This is a genomic window from Kitasatospora herbaricolor, from assembly GCF_030813695.1.
In the GTDB taxonomy this organism is placed as follows: domain Bacteria; phylum Actinomycetota; class Actinomycetes; order Streptomycetales; family Streptomycetaceae; genus Kitasatospora; species Kitasatospora herbaricolor.
In genome coordinates this window covers 93,328-114,703 of the sequence record NZ_JAUSVA010000002.1, presented here as the reverse complement: position 1 = coordinate 114,703, position 21,376 = coordinate 93,328, and the positions used below count along the sequence as shown (strand labels likewise).

Annotated in this window: 17 protein-coding genes; 13 read left to right on the top strand and 4 right to left on the bottom strand. The window is 71.1% G+C overall.

From position 1 onward, the window contains the following. Nucleotide 1: 1 nt before the first annotated feature. The 4 genes from J2S46_RS00870 to J2S46_RS00855 all read left to right on the top strand — a co-directional run bounded on the left by J2S46_RS00870 (nucleotide 2) and on the right by J2S46_RS00855 (nucleotide 4,707). Nucleotides 2-1,567 (top strand): sugar ABC transporter ATP-binding protein, encoded by a 1,566-nt coding sequence (locus J2S46_RS00870; protein WP_191294160.1) that lies wholly within the window; start codon nucleotides 2-4, stop codon nucleotides 1,565-1,567. Beyond that, nucleotides 1,551-2,576: an ABC transporter permease gene (locus tag J2S46_RS00865; RefSeq protein WP_191294161.1), complete on the top strand. Its 1,026-nt coding sequence runs from the start codon at nucleotides 1,551-1,553 to the stop codon at nucleotides 2,574-2,576. The genes J2S46_RS00870 and J2S46_RS00865 overlap by 17 nt, the downstream gene beginning before the upstream one ends. 206 nt (nucleotides 2,577-2,782) lie before the next feature. Beyond that, entirely contained in the window at nucleotides 2,783-3,487 is a 705-nt protein-coding gene (locus J2S46_RS00860; protein WP_191294162.1) for a FadR/GntR family transcriptional regulator, read from the top strand. Between the two features lie 929 nt (nucleotides 3,488-4,416). Next, complete coding sequence (locus J2S46_RS00855) at nucleotides 4,417-4,707, top strand: hypothetical protein (RefSeq protein WP_307348198.1); 291 nt, start codon at nucleotides 4,417-4,419, stop codon at nucleotides 4,705-4,707. 469 nt (nucleotides 4,708-5,176) lie between these two features. Here J2S46_RS00855 and J2S46_RS00850 read toward each other — a convergent pair whose 3' ends face one another. The 4 genes from J2S46_RS00850 to J2S46_RS00835 all read right to left on the bottom strand — a co-directional run bounded on the left by J2S46_RS00850 (nucleotide 5,177) and on the right by J2S46_RS00835 (nucleotide 10,261). After that, nucleotides 5,177-7,219, bottom strand: coding sequence for a family 20 glycosylhydrolase (locus J2S46_RS00850; protein WP_307348195.1), 2,043 nt, complete (start codon nucleotides 7,217-7,219; stop codon nucleotides 5,177-5,179). A 798-nt stretch (nucleotides 7,220-8,017) separates the two neighbouring features. Continuing rightward, nucleotides 8,018-8,227: a hypothetical protein gene (locus J2S46_RS00845; RefSeq protein ID WP_191294361.1), complete on the bottom strand. Its 210-nt coding sequence runs from the start codon at nucleotides 8,225-8,227 to the stop codon at nucleotides 8,018-8,020. A 615-nt stretch (nucleotides 8,228-8,842) separates the two neighbouring features. After that, entirely contained in the window at nucleotides 8,843-9,082 is a 240-nt protein-coding gene (locus J2S46_RS00840) for a hypothetical protein (RefSeq protein WP_191294360.1), read from the bottom strand. A gap of 273 nt (nucleotides 9,083-9,355) precedes the next feature. Next, nucleotides 9,356-10,261, bottom strand: a complete 906-nt coding sequence (locus J2S46_RS00835; RefSeq protein WP_191294359.1) for a serine hydrolase — start codon at nucleotides 10,259-10,261, stop codon at nucleotides 9,356-9,358. A gap of 549 nt (nucleotides 10,262-10,810) precedes the next feature. On the opposite strand from J2S46_RS00835, the gene J2S46_RS00830 reads away from it, so the two are divergent. From J2S46_RS00830 to J2S46_RS00790, 9 genes are all read left to right on the top strand, one after another. Beyond that, nucleotides 10,811-10,966 carry a hypothetical protein gene (locus tag J2S46_RS00830; protein WP_191294358.1) on the top strand — a complete coding sequence of 52 codons (156 nt, stop codon included), beginning with the start codon at nucleotides 10,811-10,813 and terminating at the stop codon, nucleotides 10,964-10,966. 316 nt (nucleotides 10,967-11,282) lie between these two features. After that, nucleotides 11,283-11,450 carry a hypothetical protein gene (locus J2S46_RS00825; protein ID WP_191294357.1) on the top strand — a complete coding sequence of 56 codons (168 nt, stop codon included), beginning with the start codon at nucleotides 11,283-11,285 and terminating at the stop codon, nucleotides 11,448-11,450. Continuing rightward, nucleotides 11,447-11,746, top strand: a complete 300-nt coding sequence (locus J2S46_RS00820; protein WP_191294356.1) for a hypothetical protein — start codon at nucleotides 11,447-11,449, stop codon at nucleotides 11,744-11,746. The genes J2S46_RS00825 and J2S46_RS00820 overlap by 4 nt, the downstream gene beginning before the upstream one ends. Nucleotides 11,747-12,293: 547 nt before the next feature. Next, the gene (locus tag J2S46_RS00815) at nucleotides 12,294-12,614 is read left to right on the top strand and encodes an endonuclease domain-containing protein (RefSeq protein ID WP_229913371.1); all 321 of its coding nucleotides are present in this window, start codon (nucleotides 12,294-12,296) and stop codon (nucleotides 12,612-12,614) included. Nucleotides 12,615-12,626: 12 nt separating this feature from the next. Continuing rightward, complete coding sequence (locus J2S46_RS00810; protein WP_191294355.1) at nucleotides 12,627-12,812, top strand: hypothetical protein; 186 nt, start codon at nucleotides 12,627-12,629, stop codon at nucleotides 12,810-12,812. Nucleotides 12,813-14,230: 1,418 nt separating this feature from the next. Then, nucleotides 14,231-16,528, top strand: a complete 2,298-nt coding sequence (locus J2S46_RS00805) for an NPCBM/NEW2 domain-containing protein (RefSeq protein WP_191294354.1) — start codon at nucleotides 14,231-14,233, stop codon at nucleotides 16,526-16,528. Between the two features lie 660 nt (nucleotides 16,529-17,188). Continuing rightward, nucleotides 17,189-17,467, top strand: coding sequence for a hypothetical protein (locus J2S46_RS00800; protein WP_307348183.1), 279 nt, complete (start codon nucleotides 17,189-17,191; stop codon nucleotides 17,465-17,467). A gap of 150 nt (nucleotides 17,468-17,617) precedes the next feature. Beyond that, nucleotides 17,618-18,211 (top strand): hypothetical protein, encoded by a 594-nt coding sequence (locus J2S46_RS00795; protein ID WP_191294352.1) that lies wholly within the window; start codon nucleotides 17,618-17,620, stop codon nucleotides 18,209-18,211. Nucleotides 18,212-18,493: 282 nt separating this feature from the next. Further along, on the top strand, nucleotides 18,494-21,373 hold the full coding sequence (locus J2S46_RS00790; protein ID WP_191294351.1) for an ATP-binding protein: 2,880 nt from the start codon (nucleotides 18,494-18,496) through the stop codon (nucleotides 21,371-21,373). Nucleotides 21,374-21,376: the final 3 nt, after the last annotated feature.

The following is a 21,376-nucleotide window of genomic DNA, read 5'->3' as shown; positions in this document are numbered from 1 at the left end:
CATGGCGGACACCAACCGCCTCCCCGGTCCGGCCGGCGCCTCGGCCGCCCCGGTCGTCGAGGCGCACGGCATCAACAAGCGCTTCGGCGCGACCGTCGCCCTCTCCGACGCGCGGCTGTCGGTGGCGCCGGGCGAGTCGCACGCGCTGGTCGGCCGCAACGGCGCCGGCAAGTCCACCCTCGTCTCCATTCTCACCGGTCTGCAGAGCCCCGACACCGGTACCCTGCGCTTCAACGGCGCGCCGGCCCCCGCCTCCGGCGACATCGACGCCTGGCGCGCCCGGGTCGCCTGCGTCTACCAGCGCTCCACCGTCATCGGCACCCTCACCGTCGCCGAGAACCTCTTCCTCGACCGGCAGAGCGGCCGGGCACTGCGGCCGATCAGCTGGCGACGCCTGCGCACCCGCGCCTCGGACCTGCTCGCCGAATACGGCGTCGACGTCGACCCCGCCGCCCGCGCCGACCAGCTCACCGTCGAGCAGCGGCAGTTCGTCGAGATCGCCCGGGCACTGTCGTTCGGCGCCCGGTTCATCATCCTTGACGAGCCGACCGCCAAGCTCGACGCCCGCGGCATCGAGCGCCTGTTCGGCAAACTCCGCGAGCTGCAGATCCAGGGCGTCGCGTTCCTGTTCATCTCGCACCACCTGCAGGAGGTCTACGACCTCTGCGCCACCGTCACCGTCTACCGCGACGCCCGGCACATCACCACCGTCCCCGTCGCAGGCCTCGGCCACCACACCCTGGTCGAGGCGATGACCGGTGAGAGCCGCGGTGCCGCCGGGGCGCGGCACGCCGCCGGGCCGGCCCCCGACGCGCCGTACCTGCTCGAACTCGACCACCTCACCCTGCCCGGGGCGTTCGAGGACCTCAGCCTGCGGGCCCGGTCCGGCGAAGTCCTCGGCCTGGCCGGCGCCGCCGCCAGTGGCAACGTCCAGGTCGGTGAGACGATCGCCGGCCTGCACCGCCCCACGGGCCGGATCACCGTCGCGGGCAAGCCCGTCCGCACCGGCCGCGTCCCGGCCGCGCTCGCCGCCGGCGTCGGCTTCGTCCCCGAGGACCGTCACATCCAGGGCCTGGTCCCGGGGCGCAGCGTCGCCGAGAACGCCACCCTCACCGTCACCGGCCAGCTCGGTCCCTTCGGTACCGTCCTGCCCTCCCGGACCAGGGCCTTCGCCGAGCGGATGATCGCCGACCTGGACATCAAGACCCCGGGCCCCGACGCCTCGGTGGACGGACTCTCGGGCGGCAACCAGCAGAAGGTGGTCATCGCCCGCGCGCTGGCCACCCGCCCCCACGTCCTGGTCGCCGTCCGGCCCACCAACGGCGTCGACATCAAGTCCAAGGAATCCCTGCTCGACACCGTCCGCCAGGTCGCCGACGACGGCAGAACCGCCCTGATCGTGTCCGACGAACTGGACGACCTGCGGGTCTGCGACCGGGTGGTGGCGATGTTCCACGGCCGGATCGTCGCGGAGTTCCCCCGCGGCTGGAGTGACGAACAGCTGGTCGCCGCCATGGAGGGCATGGCCGACACCGACACGAAGGAAAGCCATGTCACCCGTCACTGAACTCACCCCCCGCACCGCCACTGCACCGACCGCCCGGCCCCGGCCGGACATCGCCCGCTACCGGGACCTCTCACTGGTACCGGTACTCCTGGCCCTCGGTGTCATCGGCTTCATCGTCTCGCCGGCCTTCCTGACCTCGGACAACCTCCTCGGAGTCGGGCAGCAGGCCACCGAACTCAGCCTGTTGGTGCTGGCCCAGGCACTCGTCCTGATCGCCGGACGGATGGACCTCTCACTGGAGTCCACCATCGGCGTCGCCCCGGTCATCGCCGTCTGGCTGGTCCTGCCCACCTCCGGCGACCGGTTCAACGGCCTCGGCCTCTTCCCCGGCTGGACCGCCGTTCCACTCTGCCTGCTCGTCGGGGCCCTCATCGGCGCCGCCAACGGCTTCCTCATCCTCAAGCTGCGCCTCAACGGGTTCATCGTCACCCTCGGCGCCCTGACCTTGCTCCGCGGCCTGCAGGTCGCCATATCCGATGGTCAGTCCATCGTGAACCTGCCCCCCTCCTTCTCCTACCTCGGCGGTGCATCCTGGTTCGGCGCGCCGGCCGCGATCTGGATCTGCGGAGTCCTGTTCCTGGTCGGCGGCGCCGCGCTCGCCTGGCTGCGGCACGGCCGGGCGCTCTACGCGATCGGCGGAAACGCCGAAGCCGCCCGCGCCGCCGGCATCCGGGTCGACCGCATCACCTGGGCCGTCCTGATCACCGGCGGCGTGCTGGCGGCCTTCGCCGGCATCCTGTACGCCGGCCACTACGGCTCCATCTCGGCGAACCAGGGCAGCGGCTGGATCTTCCAGGTCTTCGCCGCCACGGTCATCGGCGGCGTCAGCCTCAACGGCGGCCGCGGCACCCTGTTCGGCGCCCTCACCGGCGTCCTGACGCTGCAACTCGTCGTCAACGTCATGACCCTGGCGGGCGTCCCACCGCTGTGGAACCAGTTCCTCTACGGAGCCATCATCATCCTGGCGCTGATCGTCTCCCGCTTCGCCTCCGGTGAGAAGCAGGAGTAGCAGGCGATGTCACCCGGTCGCGGTGCGACGGCTCCCGGCCATCGCACCGCTCCGGCTTCCCGCACCGACGGATCCGGCGGTGCGGCGCCGCAGGGCCACCGGAGTCAGGGGGCGTGCCCGGTGGGGAGTACCGTCATATCCACAGCTCAGGAGAGCGTCGGCCGCGCCGACCACCTCAGGTGTCCGTACGGAGAGGAGGAACGAGCATGCCGGTAACCGATGAGGCGATCGACAAGATCAAGGCGATGATCGTCAGCGGTGAGCTGCGCCCGGGAGCCAGACTCCCGAAGGAGGCCGACCTCGCCGAGCGGCTCGGCCTCTCGCGCAATTCCCTGCGCGAGGCGGTGAAGGCCCTGTCACTCATCCGGGTGCTGGACGTCCGTCAGGGCGACGGCACCTACGTCACCAGCCTGGAACCCAGTCTGCTCCTGGACGCGCTGGGCTTCGTGGTCGACTTCCACCAGGACGACACGGTGCTGCAGTTCCTCGAGGTCCGGCGGATCCTGGAGCCGGCCGCGACCGCGATGGCCGCGCGCCGGATGCAGCCCGAGGAGGTGGACGCGTTGGGCCGGATCCTCGACCGGCTCGGTGACGAACCGACCCTGGAGGAGCTGATCGCCAACGACCTGGAGTTCCACCAGCGGATCGCCGCGGGCGCGGGGAACATGGTGCTCTGCTCCTTGATCGAGGGGCTGTCCGGCCCGACCACCAGGGCACGGGTCTGGCGCGGTATCACGGAGGAGGGCGCGGTGGAGCGCACCCGGCAGCAGCACCGGGCCATCCTCGACGCGATCGCCGCCCGCCGTCCCGACCTGGCCGCCTCGTGGGCGACGGTCCACGTGGCCGGCGTCGAGGAGTGGCTGCGCGGCACCCTGGGTTCAGCCGAAGCCGTCCTGCCCCCCACGGCGTAGCCGCCTCCCGGCCCTGTGCTGCAGGCCCCGGCGGCCGCAGCCGCGCGGGCGATCTGTCGGCGCCGGTGACGGCCCCCGGGGTATCGGCCCGAGGCCTCGCCGACCGCGACCCCAGGCCGTCCGTGACTGTACCTACGGCTCCCCGTCCGACTACGTGGTGTTCCCCTGTCGGCATCTCGCGGACCACTGGCGCGACGGCACCCGTCAGGACGCCGACGCCGGCGAATTTTGGAGAAGTCCGTCCCGACTGGGCCGGCACCGTCTCCGGCGTTCAAGCAGCCGACTGCTCCGGCCGAGCTTGCCGCGACTCGGCATCGGGCCGGATCGGCCGGATGCCTGCGCCCATGGGTGGGTGCCAGGGAGTCGCGAAGCAGGTCGGGTTCGCAGGCCGGAGGCCTCCCGCCTGCCGTGACGCCCCTATGGTGCCGGCGTGCCGAACGGAGCAGAACGCCGGTACGGGTGCGGTTCGAAGCGGGAGGTGAGGGGCGGCCTCTGCGGCTGCCTCGGCAGAGACCGGCACGGATCGGGGTGCCCTTCGGAAGGGTACGAGCCGGGGTGCTCAAAGCCTGCTGTGTGCTGATGATCCGGGGGTTCTCGCCGCGCCATGGATGACGTTCCCACCACCGGCCCGTTCCACACGGTGCTGCGCTCGGCGATCGCGGCTCGGGGCCTCGGTCTGGAGCGCCTCCGTGATCGGCTGGCCGCCCGCGGCCTGTCGGTAAGCATCTCCACCCTCAGCAACTGGCAGCGCGGAGTCAGCCGCCCGCGCCGGCCGGACAGCCTGCACCTCGTGGCCGTACTGGAGGCCGTGCTCGACCTGCCCGGCGGGGCCCTCGGCCGGCTGCTGGACGAACCCGTCCGGGCCGGCCGCGACTGCCGTCTCGGCCGGGTGCGTACCGACCCGGGAGGCCGCCCTGGTCGCCGCCGAGTTGCTGTGGGCCCCGCTCGGCGCGGGCGAGACCTTCGCGTTGGAGTACCACCTCACGGCCGGTCAGCCGGAGCCCTGTCACGGCCGGTGGTTCCGCCGTGCCGGGCAGCACCTCGACCTGACGGTCCGCTTCGCGCCCGGCACCGGTGTCGGCCAGGCGTACCGGGTCTGGCGGCTGGACGGCGCCTCCCCGCACAAGGACGTGGCCACGTTGCGCGTCATCGACGACCGGGTGCACCTGGCGGACTACGACGTACCGCCGGGCTTCCACGGCATCCGCTGGAACCCGTGACGCATCGCCGGGTCGCGACGAGCGAACGCCTCGCGCTCTGCCCTCGGCCGCGTGCAGCCTGGGCCCGACAGCGCGGAACAACGAAGACCCGGGCGCCCCCGTCGGACGAACACCGCTTCTCCGAATCGCACTTGAGGCGTCGAACCTGTGTGTCAGTCGTTCAGGTCTGCCCAGACGGCCGACGGCATACTCGTGGTAGCCGAGGCGGGCGCCTATGTCGTCCGGGTGGGTCATTCGGGCTGGGCCGATGGGGACGAAGTACGCCCTCATGGCGCGCGGAAAGAGGCGGAATGCGAGGTCGGACCCGCGTGCCGGGACGACTGCAGACAGCAGCGGGGCAAAGAGGGCGGTCCTATGCACCGTAGGCACGGCGAACGCGGATGCTCCGGGCGGCGTACACCGGTTGGGCGCCCGCTCGGACCGAGCGGGCGCCCTCGGGGCTACCTGGGCCGCACCAGGCCTGGCCGGGTCAGGTGATGGTCCAGTGCTGCAGAGCCGCGTTGGTGTTGTTCTGCTGGGTCACCAGGGCGCCGTTGGCGGTCGAGGCGGTGGTCAGCAGCAGCCCGCTCTTGGCCGAGGCCAGGGTGTAGCCGCCGCCGGCCAGCGCCACGGCCTGCCAGCGCTGGTTGAGGCCGCCGCTGCAGGTGTACTGGATCACGGCCGCGCCGGCGGACATCGAGCCGCCGTTCACGTCGAGGCAGAGACCGGAGGCGCCGTTGACGAGCGTGTAGGAGCCGTCGGACTGCTGGGTGAAGGTCCACTTCTGGTTGCTGCCGCCGTGCAGTGCCCAGGTGTCCAGCTGGAGGCCGTTGCTGGTGGAGCTGGCCGGGTCGTCCAGGGCCTGGCCGCCGGTGGTGACGGTGTGCACGCCGTTCAGGGTGCCGGGGGTGCTCGGCCAGGTGATGTCGGGGGCGGCGTAGAAGGCGATGCCCGCGGCCGTCCAGCGCGGGCCCTGGGCGGCGAGGCGCTGGCTGAAGCCGGTCCAGTCGTGGGTGGACTGCGGCGACCAGCCGATCTCGGCGACGGCCGGCAGCCGGGGGAAGCTCATGTGGTCGGTGTAGACGGACGGTTCGGGGAACTGGCTGCCGGAGTTCGGCGTGCTGGTGCTGGGCGAGTAGGCGCGGTCGGCCCAGAGTGCGGCCTCCACGCCGGCGATCTGGGCGGCCGGCACGACCGGGGAGGTGCCGTTGGTCTTGGCGGTGACGGTCGTCGGGTCCCAGTCGTAGGCCTTCTGGGCCGAGACGTAGCCGTCCCAGCTCAGGCCGTAGGGGGTGCTGGAGTCGTACTTCATGTCCAGGTAGGCGTGGTCCGAGGGGGACATGATGAACCTGGCGCCCTGCGCGGCCCCGGAGCGGACCTGCTGGATGCTCTTGGACTCCTGCGAGGTGCCCACGGTGGCCCGGTCGGCGGCGTCGCCCCAGAACTGGAGCAGGCTGTTCGCCGGGAGGGTGCCCTGGCCGAGCTGGTGCCAGCCGATCAGGGTCTTGCCCTGGGCGGTGGTCGCCGAGGCGGCCGCCGACACGTACGAGGCGTACTGGGCGGCCGTGGCCTGCGGGGTCTCGTCGCCGCCCACGTGGAGGTAGGGGCCCGGGGTGAGCGCCGCCACCGTGCTGATCACGGTGCTCAGGAAGCTGCCGACGTTGGCGACGTGCTGCGCGTCGCCGAGGCAGTAGAGGCTGATGCCCACGTCGACGCCGGAGTACGGGGCGATCGCCTGGTTGTTGCAGTTCAGGTTGGCGACGGAGGCCAGCGCCGCGCTGGTGTGGCCCGGGCCGTCGATCTCCGGGACGAGCGTCATGAACCGCGACTTGGCGTACGCGACGAGGTCCTGGTACTCGGCCGCGGTGTAGTACCAGGAGGTGCCGCCGGTGAAGCCGCTCTGGGTGCTGGCTCCCACCGTGGTCAGGTTCGGCAGCGCGCCGATCGCGATCCGCCAGCCCTGATCGTCGGTCAGGTGGAGGTGAAGGGTGTTGATCTTGTACGCGGCGGATTCGTCGATGAAGCGCTTGACCTGCGCCACGGGGTAGAAGCGGCGTGCCACGTCGAGCATCGCGCCGCGGTAGGAGTACCGGGGCGAGTCGGATATCTGCACGGGCGCGACCGTCCACGGCCCCGGCTTCACCGTGGGCGACTCCACGGCGGCCGGCAGCAGTTGGCGCAGGGTCTGGACGCCGCGGAAGAGGCCCTCGGCGCCGTGCGCCGTCACGGTGACGCCGCCGCTGTTCGAGGTGAGGGTGTAGCCCTCCGCCCCGAGCGTGGCCGGGCCGTTCGGGTCCAGCACGACGGCGTTGCCCGCCGGCTGGGTCGAGCTGACCACCGGGAGGGTGAACCCGGTCGCGGGCGCCAGGAGCCCCGACAGGTAGCCGCCGACGCCGAACGCGGCCGGGTCGGTGGACAGCACGTCGACCTGCGTCCCGGCGGCCAGGGTGAACCCGCTGCCGGTGCCGGCCGACTCGGAGACCGGCTGGGGCACGATCGCCGGCAGGGCCGACACCGCACGAGCGGCCGTCACCCCCGTCGTACCCGACAACAGCGACGTCGCAATGGCGACGGCACCCAGAGCGGCGAGGCCAGGGCCTCGCCGACGAAACAACCTCATCGATGACTCCTTCATGTGGACGGACCGCACCGCCCTGGGGCAAGGTGCGGCACCGCGCCGGACCGGGGGGAAGAGGGGAATACAACTGCGGGAGGAAGGAGCGCGGACCCGACCACAGGTCCTCACCGGCGGAACAACTTCTTGCGGGAGAGACGCGCATCTCGACGCGACAGGCAGGGCCACCCGCCTTTCGGCTGGGCCTGGCCTGATCGTGAGGTGCACGCGTTCTGCGAGAGGTATCCGATCACCGACGTACAGAATCGGAAGCATGCGGGAACATGCGGGTGTGGGACGAAACAGGTGAATTGTCGGCTTCCTCCCCGCCTCCTAAGGCGACCCTGGGGTTCCCCCGGGGTGCCTCGGGTGCAGCGGGCCGAGTGCTCTTTCGGTGAGCCGAGGATGCTTGATTGTGCATGATAGGGCTCGGATTAGAGCACATACAAGCAGAGAGTGCAGGCGATCTACGCCATGCTCCAAGACGGTGGCTTGGATCAGCAGGCCTACGTCTCCCAGGAGGGCTCTCACAGTTACCGGGAAACGGTCTCCTGCTGCGCGTCCAGCGCGCCGGCGACATCCTGCTCACCCGGCCAGTCTTCGCCGCCCCGCCTAGATTTTCGGCCACACCTCTCCGTCCGGTGACACGGTCGGCGACCGTGCCAAGTGGCTCGGTCCACCGGGTCGGTCGGTGAAAATTTGGCGGCCGGTTCCAGCTCACCGGACGCGAAGGGGCCAGGGCTGGTACTCAGAAGGACCGAGGTTGACGACCAGCTCGGCGGTCTGCTGGAGCAGCTGGCGCGCCAGCTGCTCCAGCAGACCGCCGTCATCGAGCAGTCGCATCCCGTAGGCCCGGGCCTGCTCGGCCGCGAACTCGGCTGCCGGCGCGCCCTCACCTGACCCGTCCCCGCTTCGGCGCGGACCCACGTCCGAGGTATCGGCAGCCAGGTGGGTGGTCAGAGGCTGTCGTTGTGAGCGTCGGCCGCCGCGCAGGAGTCCGGACGCGTAATGGCCCCATACGGAGTGGACTACCTATCGATCCCCTATGAATGATGCGAGATGTAGTCGAATCCGAGTTCCCGAACTATGGATTCGACTTTTCTGTTGGCGTTCCCTGGGGCAGAGGCGGAAATCAGAACGTGAACCCTGAGTCGGGCGCCTCTGGGACTTCTCGGAGGAGGCGGACGTCATGGGAATCGACACGGTCCGAAACGCCACAGCGGGAACGGCGATCTACCTGCGCTGCTACCCCTACGACATTCGGAGGATGGAAATCCGTCGCAGCGCCCTTTGTCAGATGGCTGGTCTGCTCGGGCTGCCCGAGCTGGGGAGGACCCGCGCCGGACATGCGTCCCGCGGCGGTACGGTCGTGGGCAGGAGGCGGCAACCCCTTCCTGTGCGTGCCGGCGGAAGCCGCCGGGCGGCTCCCGCGGCGGCGGCCGGGTCGGGGAGTGCTGCGGTCCCGGGGGCAGCAATCCTGCGGCGGGGGTTACTGCGGGCAGGTGCCGAGCATCTCGTTCAAGGCACGGTGCTGCGCGGTGGTCAGCGGGCGAGGGTGACGGTGAGCGGTTCGTCCCTGCAGTCTGCGGCGAGCCGGTGCAGTGCGTCGGCTTCGCGCTGGTCGACGGTGAGGCCCCAGCGGGTCTTCACCGCGGTCCAGTCGGTGAGGTAGGTGCAGCGGTAGCTCTGCGCGGGCGGGAGCCCGTCGGCGGGGTCCTTGTCGGCCTTCGAGCGAAGCGCGCGAGTTCGAGGATTCCTGGGGGAAACCCGGAGTGAACTCACAACCAGAGGAGGGCGAAGGGGCGGATCTGGTGCGGGTTCCGGCTCGGCCTTCGAGTTGAGTCGTGCGGCGAGCGCGGTCAGGACGGTGGCACTGCGGCGCCACCTGTAAGTGATGATCATGGGGTCACGTCTACCGGCGGCCGGGCGGTGAGGCACGGTTGGTCACCCGGCCGACGGCGTGCCCTGGCCGGTGTTGACGCAGGTGGCGGGCCCGGCATGGACCCGCTTTGCTGGTCGGAAGCCTGGGTGTCTGTAGCTGGTGCCAGAAGGACTTCAGGCCCCCGTGTCCTGTAGGGCGGTGACGGCCTGCGCGGTGACAGCGCCGATGGCGCGGCTGATCGCGGCGTCGTCCGAGCCAGGCCGGGATCGAGTGAAGACAGCGGCGGCATATCGGCGGCCGTCGGGATAGGAGATCACGCCGATCTCGTTGCGGATCACGCCGACCAGGCTGCCGCTCTTGGCTGCGACCCGTACTGGCAGCCGGAACCCGCTCGCGATCCGGTGTCGGGTCAACTGCCGGGCCATTACGGCACGCACACGTTCGCACGCGGCGGCTGGGCCTGCCTGGTCCGTCCAGATCAGCCGCAGTAGTCCGACCATGTCACGAGGGGTGGTTCGGGTCCCCTGCGACGGGTCCAAGGCGCGGGAGGCAAGGAGCCTCTCGTCGGCCTGCGCCATCTCGTCTGCCGATGCGCCGGCTGCCCAGGCCAGCGATTCGTTCCAACTGGCACAGCCCAGGTCCTGGCCGATGGAGTCGAGCATGGTCTGCAGGTCGGAGTCGATCGCAGTGCCGGTCAGCCCGAGCCGCGTCGCTGTCGCGTTGAGCGCGTCAACGCCGACTCGCCGCAGCAGCGCGTCGGTCGTGTGGTTGTCGCTGATGGTGAGCATCAGGACGACCATGTCCCGCCATGAGAGCACGGCATCGTCGTTGAAGAGCGAGATCCCGACCGGGCCGGGAGTCCGGTCGGCGGCACTCAGCGTCACCCGCTCGCACGGGTCCAACCGGCCTTCGGCGAACGAGGTCTCCACCTCCAGAGCGACCTGCACCTTGACCACCGAGGCTGGGACTACAGGCTCATCAGCATGCAGGCCGAACTCGGCGTCGCCTTCCAGTGGCTGGACGCATAATGCGCCTTCACAGCCAGCCTGTTCGAAAATCTCTCGAATGTCGTCCGTCATGGCGCCGATTCTGTCAGCACCCAGGCGAAAGATCACGAAGTCGTACTGGAGTACTAGGCGGTCCAGTCGGTGGCGGCGCGGCGGCGCCATTGCTGGGCGGGTGATGGGGGTGAGGATCGCCGGCGGCAGGTCCTGGGCGAGTCGGACGAGTGCGGTTGTGCGGGCCGGGCGGCTCCGGCGGCGCGGACCTCCAGGGGCAGCGCGGTGTCGGTGAGGCACTGCTGGAGGAGGTCCCAGTGGGAGTCCTCGTCGAGGCCCTCGGGGCCGGCCTTGGGCGGTGGGGGACCAGCAGGGGGCGGCTGCGGCCGCAGCGGGCGGCCCGGACCAGGAAATCGCGGACCTCGTAGTGGGTGCCGGGATTGCCGGCGAGCCCGGCGTCGACGTCGTGCCGGGTGACGTCGGCGAGTGCCAGGCCCAGCTCCCGCATGGCGGTGAGGAACGTGGCGGCCAGGAGGCGGCCGGAGTGGGAGCTGCGGATCCAGTTCAGCGCCGTCCGCGGCTGATCGCACCCGGCGAGCGCCGCCCGCATCCGCGCGTACTGGCCCTCCCGTGTTGCAGCCGCCGCTCGACGTTCAGCCACTCCCGGACGAGCGGGCTCAGGTTTCGCTGCTGCGACAGGCCGGCCGCGCCGCCGTCCTGTCGCTCGCCGGGACCCCCGCGCTGATCGTCGCTGCCCTCGTCGAACGGCGGCTCAGCACCCGCTGACACCAGGCCCCGACGCGGGTGCCGGGCGCCGGGCCGCCTCCCGGCTCTGTCGAGCCCGATCGCCCGTGGCGTGGCCCGGGCTGCCGCCGTTGCGTCCGTAGGACGATGTCCGGCCGCGCCGCTGTAGCCGGACGGCGCCGTCGCCGGCGGCGGTGGGAACGCAGCGGTGGGAACCTGTCCTGCCGCCCTGCCGCAGGCCCGCTGTACTCACCGTGCGGCGGTGGGTTCGTCGCGGGGCCGGGCGAATCCCCGCAGGACGCTCCCCAGACCCGCTGCCGGGCGGTACCGTCATCAGGTAGCTACGGAGGGTTGGGTTATGGCGACGGAGATCCGCACCTGCGCCTCGTGCGGCGGGGCCCGCGGCACGGAGAAGGAGCAGCACAAGGTCGACCTGGACGCGGACGGCAATCAGGTCCACCGCGTGGAGCGGTTCTGGTCGCCCTGCAGCGCGTGCGGCGGCGCGGGGACGGTGATCGTCGGATGAGGTACGTCTTCGAGTGCCTGGAATGTGGCGTCCACTACCTGCCGCCCGAGGGTATGTCCTACCCGGACGGCCCGGCGAGCCCGGTCTGGTGCACCGTGTGTCAGGGCCTGATGTGCCAGCGCGGGATCCCGGAGCCGGCGGCCGCCGCGGCCGTGGCGCTTGCCGCGGCGAAGGCGGCCCTCACCGCCCGGACCCTGCAGGCCGACGAAGCCACCCCGGACGTCCGCCCGTCCCGACCGGCACGCACCCGCCGAGCCCGATCCGGCCCCAGCAGCGCACGCAGCAAACTGGGCTGACGACCCGGCGCCGGCCCTCGTCCATCCGCTGGCGTCATCTCCGTAGTTCCACAACCGACGGTTCGGCTGGTGGACGAAGCGTCGCCAGCGCACCATGGCCGACCCGATCGAGCCCGGCCACAGGTACTTCTTCTGGCGCTCCATCCGTCGAACCTCAGCGAGGGCTGCCGCGGACGGCCCGTGGATGATCGTGATGTCGTCTTGCAACCGAGGCCGGTACGGAAGCTCGGCACGGACGCGGCCAGGCCGTCTACGCGGCATCGGCCTTTCTGGTGATCGTCACGTCGCCATCCTCCACCGACTGCCGCTGGCCGACCAGACTGGGGTCAGGCCTCCCCAGTCCTGCGCCCTGCGGGGCCTGGCGGTCCGAGCCGCAGGCCGGGCAGAGGACCTGGCAGCGGTGATCGTGTCGTCCATCTCGTCCTTCTCCCGGGGGTGGAGTCCGCCCGCCTTTCGAGGGCAGAACTCCGCTCCGACAGAAGGGCCTGGTCAGCGGCGCGGGGCGACACGGTCGATCGGGTGACGCCTGTCGGAGCTGCCTGCGACCGTGGCGGCAGATGAGTGGATCCCGTTGCTGGAGGAGCACGTGAAGTACCGGAGGATGTCGTCGGAGGCGAAGGCGCAGTTCCGGGCGGAGCGGCCGCGGTGCGCGTTGTGCGGGGCCGGGTCGATGGAGGTCGATCACGACCACCTGACGGACGAGGTTCGGGGTGCGCTCTGCCGGATGTGCAACGGCCGGCTCGGGTCGCTGGAGGCGGCGCTGCGCCTGCCGGCGGGGCAGTTCCAGGCCAAAGCGGGTGATCCGCACAGAGCGCTGTGGCGCGACGGGCGTGTGGAGCTCGGCCGGTACGCGGGGGATTGCGCCTAACTCGGCACCTCGGTGGAGGGGTACGAGCGGCGGCCGCGCGAGGTGCACAACCTGCTGGTGCTGCCGTACGTCTACTGGGCCCCGGTCACCGATCAACCGATCTCGCGCGAGTGGACCAAGATCGGGCCGCTGGGCGACGACGAGGAGGCCCGGCGGCGCCAGGCGCGTCTGGCGGCCGCCGCCGGCCCCTCTTCGTGATGGTCTGGATGATCCGGGAACCGGACGGCGGGGTGAACTCCCCGCGGCCTCGCGCTCTACTTCTGGACGGGGCCTGCACCGAGGGCGCGAGAAGGCCGCCCGGGCGCGGTGCCGCCCGGCGGACATGAGCGGGTACGGGGCGAAGTGCCGCGACTTCGTGGACCTCGTCGTGCCGGGCCCGGAGGCCAGCGGCCCGCTTGCAGGACCGCGAAGAACATAACGGGGGCGTGGTGAGATCCCGGAATCGTCGGTTCCGCCGGCGGTGACGTCCGTCGCGCCCTCGGTCACGGCGGTCAACGTGCCGGGCGGGGTTCCGGGGTCCGCCCGGGAGAAGTTCAACATAAGACCACAGGGATGACTCGATTTCTCCGTGACGCCTGTTGGTATCTGTTCGCTGCTGCTATCTTCTGACCGGGCAGGATGTGAAAGTATCCGTCTCCCGGAGGCCAGCCCGGGGGGCGGCGACGCTTGCCTGCCGGTTCGGGAATTCCTCCCCGGGCACCCGAACCGGCTTCTGCCGACGGCCCGAGCCGCACGGCAGGTTCGGCCGGCGGGGTGCCCTAGGGGGGACGTTTCGCCGGCCGAACCATCGTCCTTGCGGGGTGCAACGGGCCTTCGCCCTAGCGCCTTTGGGTCATCAGTTGGCCGCACTGCCGAAGGCGCGGGTCGCGCCTTGCCCTGCGATCCTGTGGGTTGCCCGTGAGATCTCCGGGATCATGGAGCCCTCTCGGTTCGCATGTCGCAGTCGCGGGCATGGCTGCGGCTCACGCACCGTCCGGCACCTCCAGAAATCTGACCGGTGCAACCGCCGCTCCGTCCTGACCGTGTCATGAACGCGTCTGTATCACAGTCCCCAATCGTTGGAATCTGTTGAATTCTGGAAGATCTCGTGTCTTTTGCCCGCCTGGATGACCTCCAGCGTGGACGCCCCCGGCCGCGCCACGGCTCCGACCCCTGGTGCCGGCGACGGCCACCTTGCCCCGCGCCAGTACCGGCCTCCCACGGCCACCGGCCCCCCACGGCCTGACCCGCTCCGACCCCGCCTCGCCACCCGCCCCAGCCGGGTCCCCCCACCCGGCCCGGCGCCGATCATCCCAGCCGGCCCCGCCACCCCGGCTGGCCAGCTTCGGCAGCAGGCGCCACGCAGCGCCTCCGGCAGTTCCTCCCCTCCCGCAGGGCGGGCCCCAACCCCACCTGCGGCCCCCGATCCTCCCGACGCGCACGTCGGGAGGCGTCTTCCCGCATGGTCATCGGCGCGGGAAGCGCCCGGACACGCAGGCGGCCGGACCGCCTCGGTCGAGATCGACAGAGACACGGCCCGACGTGCTCTGCCGTGTCCACCCCCACCCCCACCCCCCACCCCCACCCGCCGCGCGCGAGCCGTAGAACTTCCGCGCCGCAGCCCGCAAGGACAATCCATGGACGACATCGCCCCAAGCCCCCACCGCGGGCGCCGCACGTTGGCGCTCACCGTCGCAGCGGCACTCGCCGCATCCATCGGCCCCCTCATGATCGGCGCCCCACCCGCCGCCGCCCAGGACAACAACGCAGCCTTCACGCCCCCGATGGGCTGGAGCAGCTGGAGCACCGTCCGAGCCAACCCGACCGCGCAGAAGCTCAAGGACCAGGCCAAGGCCATGTCCGACAAGGGCCTGGTCGCCGTCGGCTTCAAGAACATCAACCTCGACGACTTCTACTACCTCGCGCCGCAGACGAACTCGGACACCTACGGGCGCTGGCAGACCGACCCCGCACGGTTCCCGGACGCCGGCACCAAGAGCGGCATCAAGGACGTCGCCGACTACGTCCACGGCTACGGCGAGAAGTTCGGCATCTATGTCACCCCCGGCATCCCGGTGGACGCGTACGCGAAGAACAAGCCGATCGAGGGCACCGGCTTCCACGCCCAGGACATCGTCTCCGACACCACGCACTTCGCGGTCAACTTCGGGCCCGGCCGCAACACGGGGATGTACACCATCGACTGGAACAAGAACCCGGCCGCTGCCCAGGCCTACCTCAACTCCTGGGCGAACCTGTTCGCGTCCTGGGGTGTGGACTACCTGAAGCTCGACGGCGTCAACTCGGACGAGGTCAACGTCCAGCACTGGTCGCAGGCGCTCAAGCAGACCGGCCGGCCGATCCACCTCGGCCTGTCACTCGCGCTGGACCGCGGCTCCGCCGACATCTGGCAGGCCAACGCCAACAGCTGGCGCACCGACGGCGATCTCGAATGCTACTGCGGCGCCGCCGGCAGCTCCTACCCGCTGACCACCTGGGGCAAGGTCGCCAACCGCTTCACCAGCGCGCCGAAGTGGACCAAGTACAACGGCAGGGGCGGCTGGAACGACCTCGACTCGCTGGAGATCGGCAACGGCCCGGGCGCGAGCGGATCCGGCCTGACCCGGGACGAGATGCAGACCCACATGACCCTGTGGGCGATCGCCAACTCCGTCCTGATGCTCGGTACCGACCTCACCAGGACGCTGGACCCGGACGACGTCGCGATGCTGCAGAACCAGGAGGTCATCGCGGTCAACCAGGCCGGCCGCACGGCCCGTCCGATCGACCAGTCGACCCAGCAGCAGGTCTGGCAGACCCCGAACCCCGACGGCAGCTACACCGTGGCGCTGTTCAACCTCGCTGACTCCGCGGCCACCGTCACCGCCGACTGGTCCGACCTCGGCTTCGGCGGCACCGCGACGGTGCACGACCTGTGGACGAAGACGGACAGCACCAGCGTCGCCGACTCCTTCGGCGCCACCCTGCCCGCACACGGCAGCCGCCTGCTCAAGGTCACCCCGAACACCTCGGCCGCGCCGCCCAAGGGAATCACCCCGCTCGCCGACCTGCCCTGGCGCTCCGCGCCGAGCAACGGATGGGGCCCGGCGGAGCTCAACACCAGCAACGGCGAGACCCGTGCCGGTGACGGCCACACCCTGACCATCGGCGGGACCACCTACACCAAGGGCCTCGGCGTGCACGCGGCCTCAGACGTCAAGTACTACCTCGGCGGCTCCTGCAACTCGCTCCTCGCGACCGTGGGAGTGGACGACGAGGTCGGGAACAAGGGCTCCGTGACCTTCCAGATCCTGGGCGACGGCGTTCTCGCCACCAGTGCCACCCGCACCGGCGCCGACGGCCCCCAGAACCTCACCGCCGACCTCACCGGCGTCCAGGAACTCACCCTGCGCGTCACCGACAACGGCAACGGCGACACCTACGACCACGCCGACTGGGCCAACCCCCGGATCGCCTGCGGAGATGCCGCCCCCACCCCGGGCAGCCACGCCCTGTCCGACCTGCCCTGGCTCTCCACGCCCGTCAACGGATACGGGCCGGTCGAGCTTGACCGCAGCAACGGCGGCAACAGCGCCGGCGACGGCCACACCCTGACCATCGGAGGCACCACCTACACCAAGGGCCTCGGCGCGCATGCCTTCTCCGAGGTCGCCTACTACCTCGGCGGCAGGTGCACCAACCTCACCACCACCGTCGGCGTGGACGACGAGGTCGGGAACAAGGGCTCCGTGACCTTCCAGATCGTGGGCGACGGCCAGGTCGCCACCAGCGCCATCCGCACCGGCGCCGACGGCCCGCAGGACCTCGCCGCCGACCTGACCGGCGTCCAGGAACTCACCCTGCGCGTCACCGACAACGGCAGCAACGACTCCGACCACGCCGACTGGGCCCAGCCCGTCATCACCTGCACCTGACAGCCCCCTGAGCCTTCCTCCATCCGGAAGGGACTCACCGACAACGGCGGGAACATTCCCGAGCAGCAGGCCGAGGCAGAACCTGGGCCCCGCCTCCGATCCCCGGGGGCATACGGTTCCCGGCGGTGGTCTCCGCGGACGTGGCGTCCTCGGGGACCACCGCCGTCAGTCCTCACGCCGCAGTGACACCAGGGTGAGGCCTCGCTGCGCGGGCTCCGGCCGAAGTGCGCTCGATCTTCGGCACCGAGCTCGCCGTCCCCTGCTGCAGCCTGGGCAGAGGCCCGGGACCGAGCGTGCCGCCCGGGCCGCGGCGCGCTCGGGGGCGTTCGTCGACGACCCTGCCCTCGGGCCACCGTGCCGGCGCCCGCCGGACGAACCTGTGCGCGCTGATCACCACCGCCCGGGCCACGGCGCCGAAGCCACCGGCCGCCGGCGGTCGCTCGGACCGCTCTGCGGCACGCTGAGCACCCGATTTCCTGCTGGCGCCCGCCGAACCGCTGCGGGCGCCCTGCCAGCCGGTCGGGCCCAAGGTATGCTCGCCGCTCCTTTCACCAGGTGGCCCAGGCAGTTCGCGCGTTCGGCCGCAACCCCGGCGCGCCGCCGCATCCGCCCGCTTCTCACGGAGTTGGAGGGGGCACCCGTATCCTGAGGAGCGACGTCATGCCGGCTGCCACCCTCGTTCGCCGTGCCCTGGTCAACGCCACGTCCGTGACCCTGCTGGTCGGCGGGTGCGGCAGCGGCGGGGGATGCGGCTCTGCCGACGCCGCCAAGTCCTTCAGCTACCAGGTCAGCGAGCCGCAGAACCCGGTCCAGCCGGCCAACGCGAACGAGGCCGGCGGCTCACGCATCATCCTGAACCTCTTCAAGGGCCTGGTTGGACTACGACCCGGGCAACGGCGCACTGCGGATGTAGGTCACGGAGAAGATCGACAGCAGTGACGTGTTCGCGCCCTGCCATTCGGGCTGGTAGAGGGTGAAGCCGATGTTCTGGATGCCGCCCTGCGGGGCGTCGAGCGCGCCCGGCTTCCGAGGTCACTCCCGTAGCTCGCCAGGGCGGACGGCGGGACCTGGTCCAGCACGTCCAGGCTGTTGGACTGCAGGACCGAGGGCGGCGGGGTGCCGGGCAACAGGCTGACGATCACTTACAACGCGGACGGTGGCCACAAGGAGTGGGTCGACGCGCTCTGCAACTCGATCCGCCAGAACACCGGGGTGGAGTGCGTCGGCGACCCGAAGGTCGACTTCAAGACCGCCCGAACGGCGATCACCGGCCACACCGTCAACGGCGCGTTCCGCACCGGCTGGATCCAGGACTACCCGCTCAACGCCAACCTCCTCGCCGACGTCTACCGCACCGGCGCCGCCTCCAACGACTTCGGCTACAGCAGCCCGCAGTTCGACCAACTGGCCGACCAGGCCGACCGGACCACGGCATCCCGGCCACGGTCACCGGGTACCAGCAGGCCGAGGCCGTGTTCGCGCAGGACATGCCCGCCATCCCGCTCCGGTACTACCGGAAGAACTCGGGATACTCCACGAAGGTCAAGAACGTCACCTTCGACCCCTTCGGAAACCCGGCCTGGACCCAGGTCCAAGTCACGGGTCGAGAGCCGGTCGCCGGTCACGCCGGCGCACGAGGTGGTCGCTGCGGCCCTGTCGGCCGATACCCGCCGGACCAGGTGAAGAACCGGTGTTCAGCAGCCTACCGAGGAAGGCCTCAGCAGGCGAAGACGGCACAGGCCTCGCGCCCTGGGCGCGGCCGATCCAGGGGCCGCGAGCGCGCTGCCGGTGTCACGGGTGGGTACCCGTCGGCCGGGTGGGCACGGACCTCGCCGGCAACGTGCGCAGCCGGCACCGATTGCCGGATGCATCCGGTGCAAGGCCGGGGCCGACTTGCTGGTCGAGCGGTGTGGCAAGTGGAACAATTGCCGTCATAGCTGTTTGGTCAGGTCCTTCGGAGGCTTCATGCCAGCTGTGCGGGCCGACGGGCCCAGCTTCGACCGTCGCGCGGGCTTCGCGTTCGTGGGCCGTGAGGGCGAACTCCGATCACTCATGGTAGCTCTGCGTGAGGGGCCGGCCGTGGTCTTCGTCGAGGGTGCGTCGGGGATCGGGAAGTCCCGGCTGCTGCAGGAAGCCGAGCACCGCATCCGGGCGGCCGGCACGCCGGTTCTGCGCGGCGCGTGTCACCCGCTGCGTGAGCCGCTGCCTTTCGGACCGGTGGTCGACGCGCTGCGCGACGGCTGGTCGCACTTCGGGCCCGAGGCACGGTTCGGCCCCTCGACGGCCGTCCTGGCCGCCTACCTGCCTGAACTTGCCGACCGGCTTCCCGCCACGGGCCCGGACATGGGCCTGGACCCGGAGGGTAGCCGCGGGCAACGGCTGATGCGCGCGGTGCACCAGGTCCTGGGGGCTCTGGGTCCTGCCGTGCTGATGGTCGAGGACGTGCACTGGGCGGATGACGCCACGCGGGACCTGCTGCTCCTGCTTGCCCGCAACCCACCGGGCCGCCTGCGGCTGGTGCTCACCTACCGGGCACGCGACCTGCCGGGCAGCGGAAGCGTGCTCGGATCACCTTATCGTCGACCGATCGGGGTCGGCGGCACCGAGATGATCCTTCGGCCGCTCTCGCAGGCGCAGGTCCGCGAGTTGGCGGCGTCGGCGATCGGCCCGGCTGCCACCGGGTCGCTGTGCCGGGCGCTGTACGAACGCAGCGGTGGGATCCCGATCGCCGCCGAGGAGGACCTCCTCGTCCTGGCCGGCCACGTCACCCGCGGTGGTGGCGCGCTGCAGATCTTGGAAGACGCCCTGGTGCCGCGGGCCTTGCAGGAGGCAGTGAACAGCCGGATCGAACCGCTCGGCGCCGATGCGACCACCGTCGTGCAGGCCGCCGCCGTCCTGGCGGTCCCTGCGGGCGAGGAACTCCTCGCCGCGGTCGCCGCGATGGACGAGGATCAGGCCGGCCAGGCTCTCATCGCGGCGCTCGAAGCCGATGTCCTGGTCGAGAAGGGTTCCGGGCGATACGGATTTCACCACGTCCTGGCCCGCCGCGCTGTCTACGACCAGATCCCCGGACCGCGGCGGCGCCGCCTGCACGCCCGGGCCGCCGAGGCGCTGGAGTGGCAGGACCCGCCCGCCCTGGTCCAGGTCGCCCACCACATCGGCAGGCTCGGCGACACCGCGGCCTGGCTGCCCAGAGCCCTTGCTGCCGCAGACCACGCCTTCGCCCTCGGGGACGACGGTGTCGCCGCCGAGCTGCTGGGCCAACTCCTTGCCGAACCCACCCTGCCACCCGACGACCGCACCCGCGCCGCCCTCGCCCTCGGCACCATCGCCGCCTTCCGGACCGACCCCGCGGCCAGCGTCGCGACGCTGCGCCGGATCGTCGCCGACCCCGCCCTGCCCACCGGGATCCGCGGCGAGATGCGTTTCAATCTCATCCGGATCCTGACGAACACCGACGCGTACTGGGAGGACCTGGCGGAGCTGAGACAGGCGATCGCCGAATTGGAGACCAGGCCGGCGACCGCGGCAAGCGCCATGGCGACCCTCAGTTTCTGCTCCGCCATGAGCGAGAGAGGCGACACCGTCGCAGAGGATCTGGCCCTGATGGACCGAGCGGAGCGGTTGGCCGCCGGCACCGGCGACACCCTCACCCTGGCCGACGTCCTCGCCACAAGGATCGGATTGCTGGAGATCATCGGCGACCCACGCGGCCGGGAGCTCCTGAAGGAACTGCCCCTGCGGGCCACGGACCGCGACATCCTGCGCCACTGCGCCCGGGCCCTCCACAACGCGGCCTATTACGAGATGTCCCGGGGTTGCGACCAGACCGCGCACGAACTCCTCGGTGAGGCCGAGGAACTGGGACGTCATACCGATTCGGAGATCCTGGAGCTGGGCTGCCGGGCCATCCGGCTGGGTCTTGACGTCGTGAGCGGACACTGGGCCGGCCTGGACCGGAGGATCGAGGCGACCCTGTCGGAGTCCGCAGAGGACAGCACCATCCGGCTCGCCCTGACGGCGGCAGCCGCCATCCTGGACACGGCAGGGGGGCGATGGCTCCAGGCCCGTACCCGCCTGACCCCACTCACCACCGCCGCCAACGCGGACATCGGACCGATGGCGATCAGCATGCTCGCCAGGCTCGACATGCTGGAGGACGACGCGCCCGCCGCGTGGCAGCGGATCCAACCCGTGGTGGTGGCCAGACGCCGTAAGGGACTCTGGGCACAAACACTCGACCTGGTACCGACCGCCGTCCAGGCCGCACTCGCCTGCGGCCGACGCGACGAGGCACACCGCATCACCGACGACGCCGAACACGGCATCCAGGGCCTCAACGCACCCGGGGTCGCCGCGGGAGCGTCCTGGTGCCGCGGCCTGCTCGCAGCCGACACCGACCCCGAGGGCGCCCTCACCCACCTGGAGCGTGCCCGGATCCAGTACGACGCCATCGGCCGCGCCCCCACCGTGGCCAGGGTCGTCGAACAGAGCGGCCTCCTCGCTCTCGCACACAACCCCGGCCGAGCCACCCGCGACCTTCACCACGCCCTCGACACCTTCACCCGCCTCGGCGCCACCGCAGATGCTGCACGCTGCCAACGGGCGCTGCGCGACAACGGCCTGCCGCGCCTCACCCCCCGCAGCCGTCGCAGCTACGGGACCGATCTGTCCCCCCGCGAACAGGAGGTCGCCCAACTCCTCGCCGGCGGCTCCACCAACCAGCAGATCGCCCGCTCCCTCGCTCTGTCCCCCCGCACTGTCGAGCACCATGTCGCCAGCGTCTTGAAGAAGCTGAGCGTTACCCGGGACCGGGTCCAGGAGACTCTCGACACCGACTCCTGACCC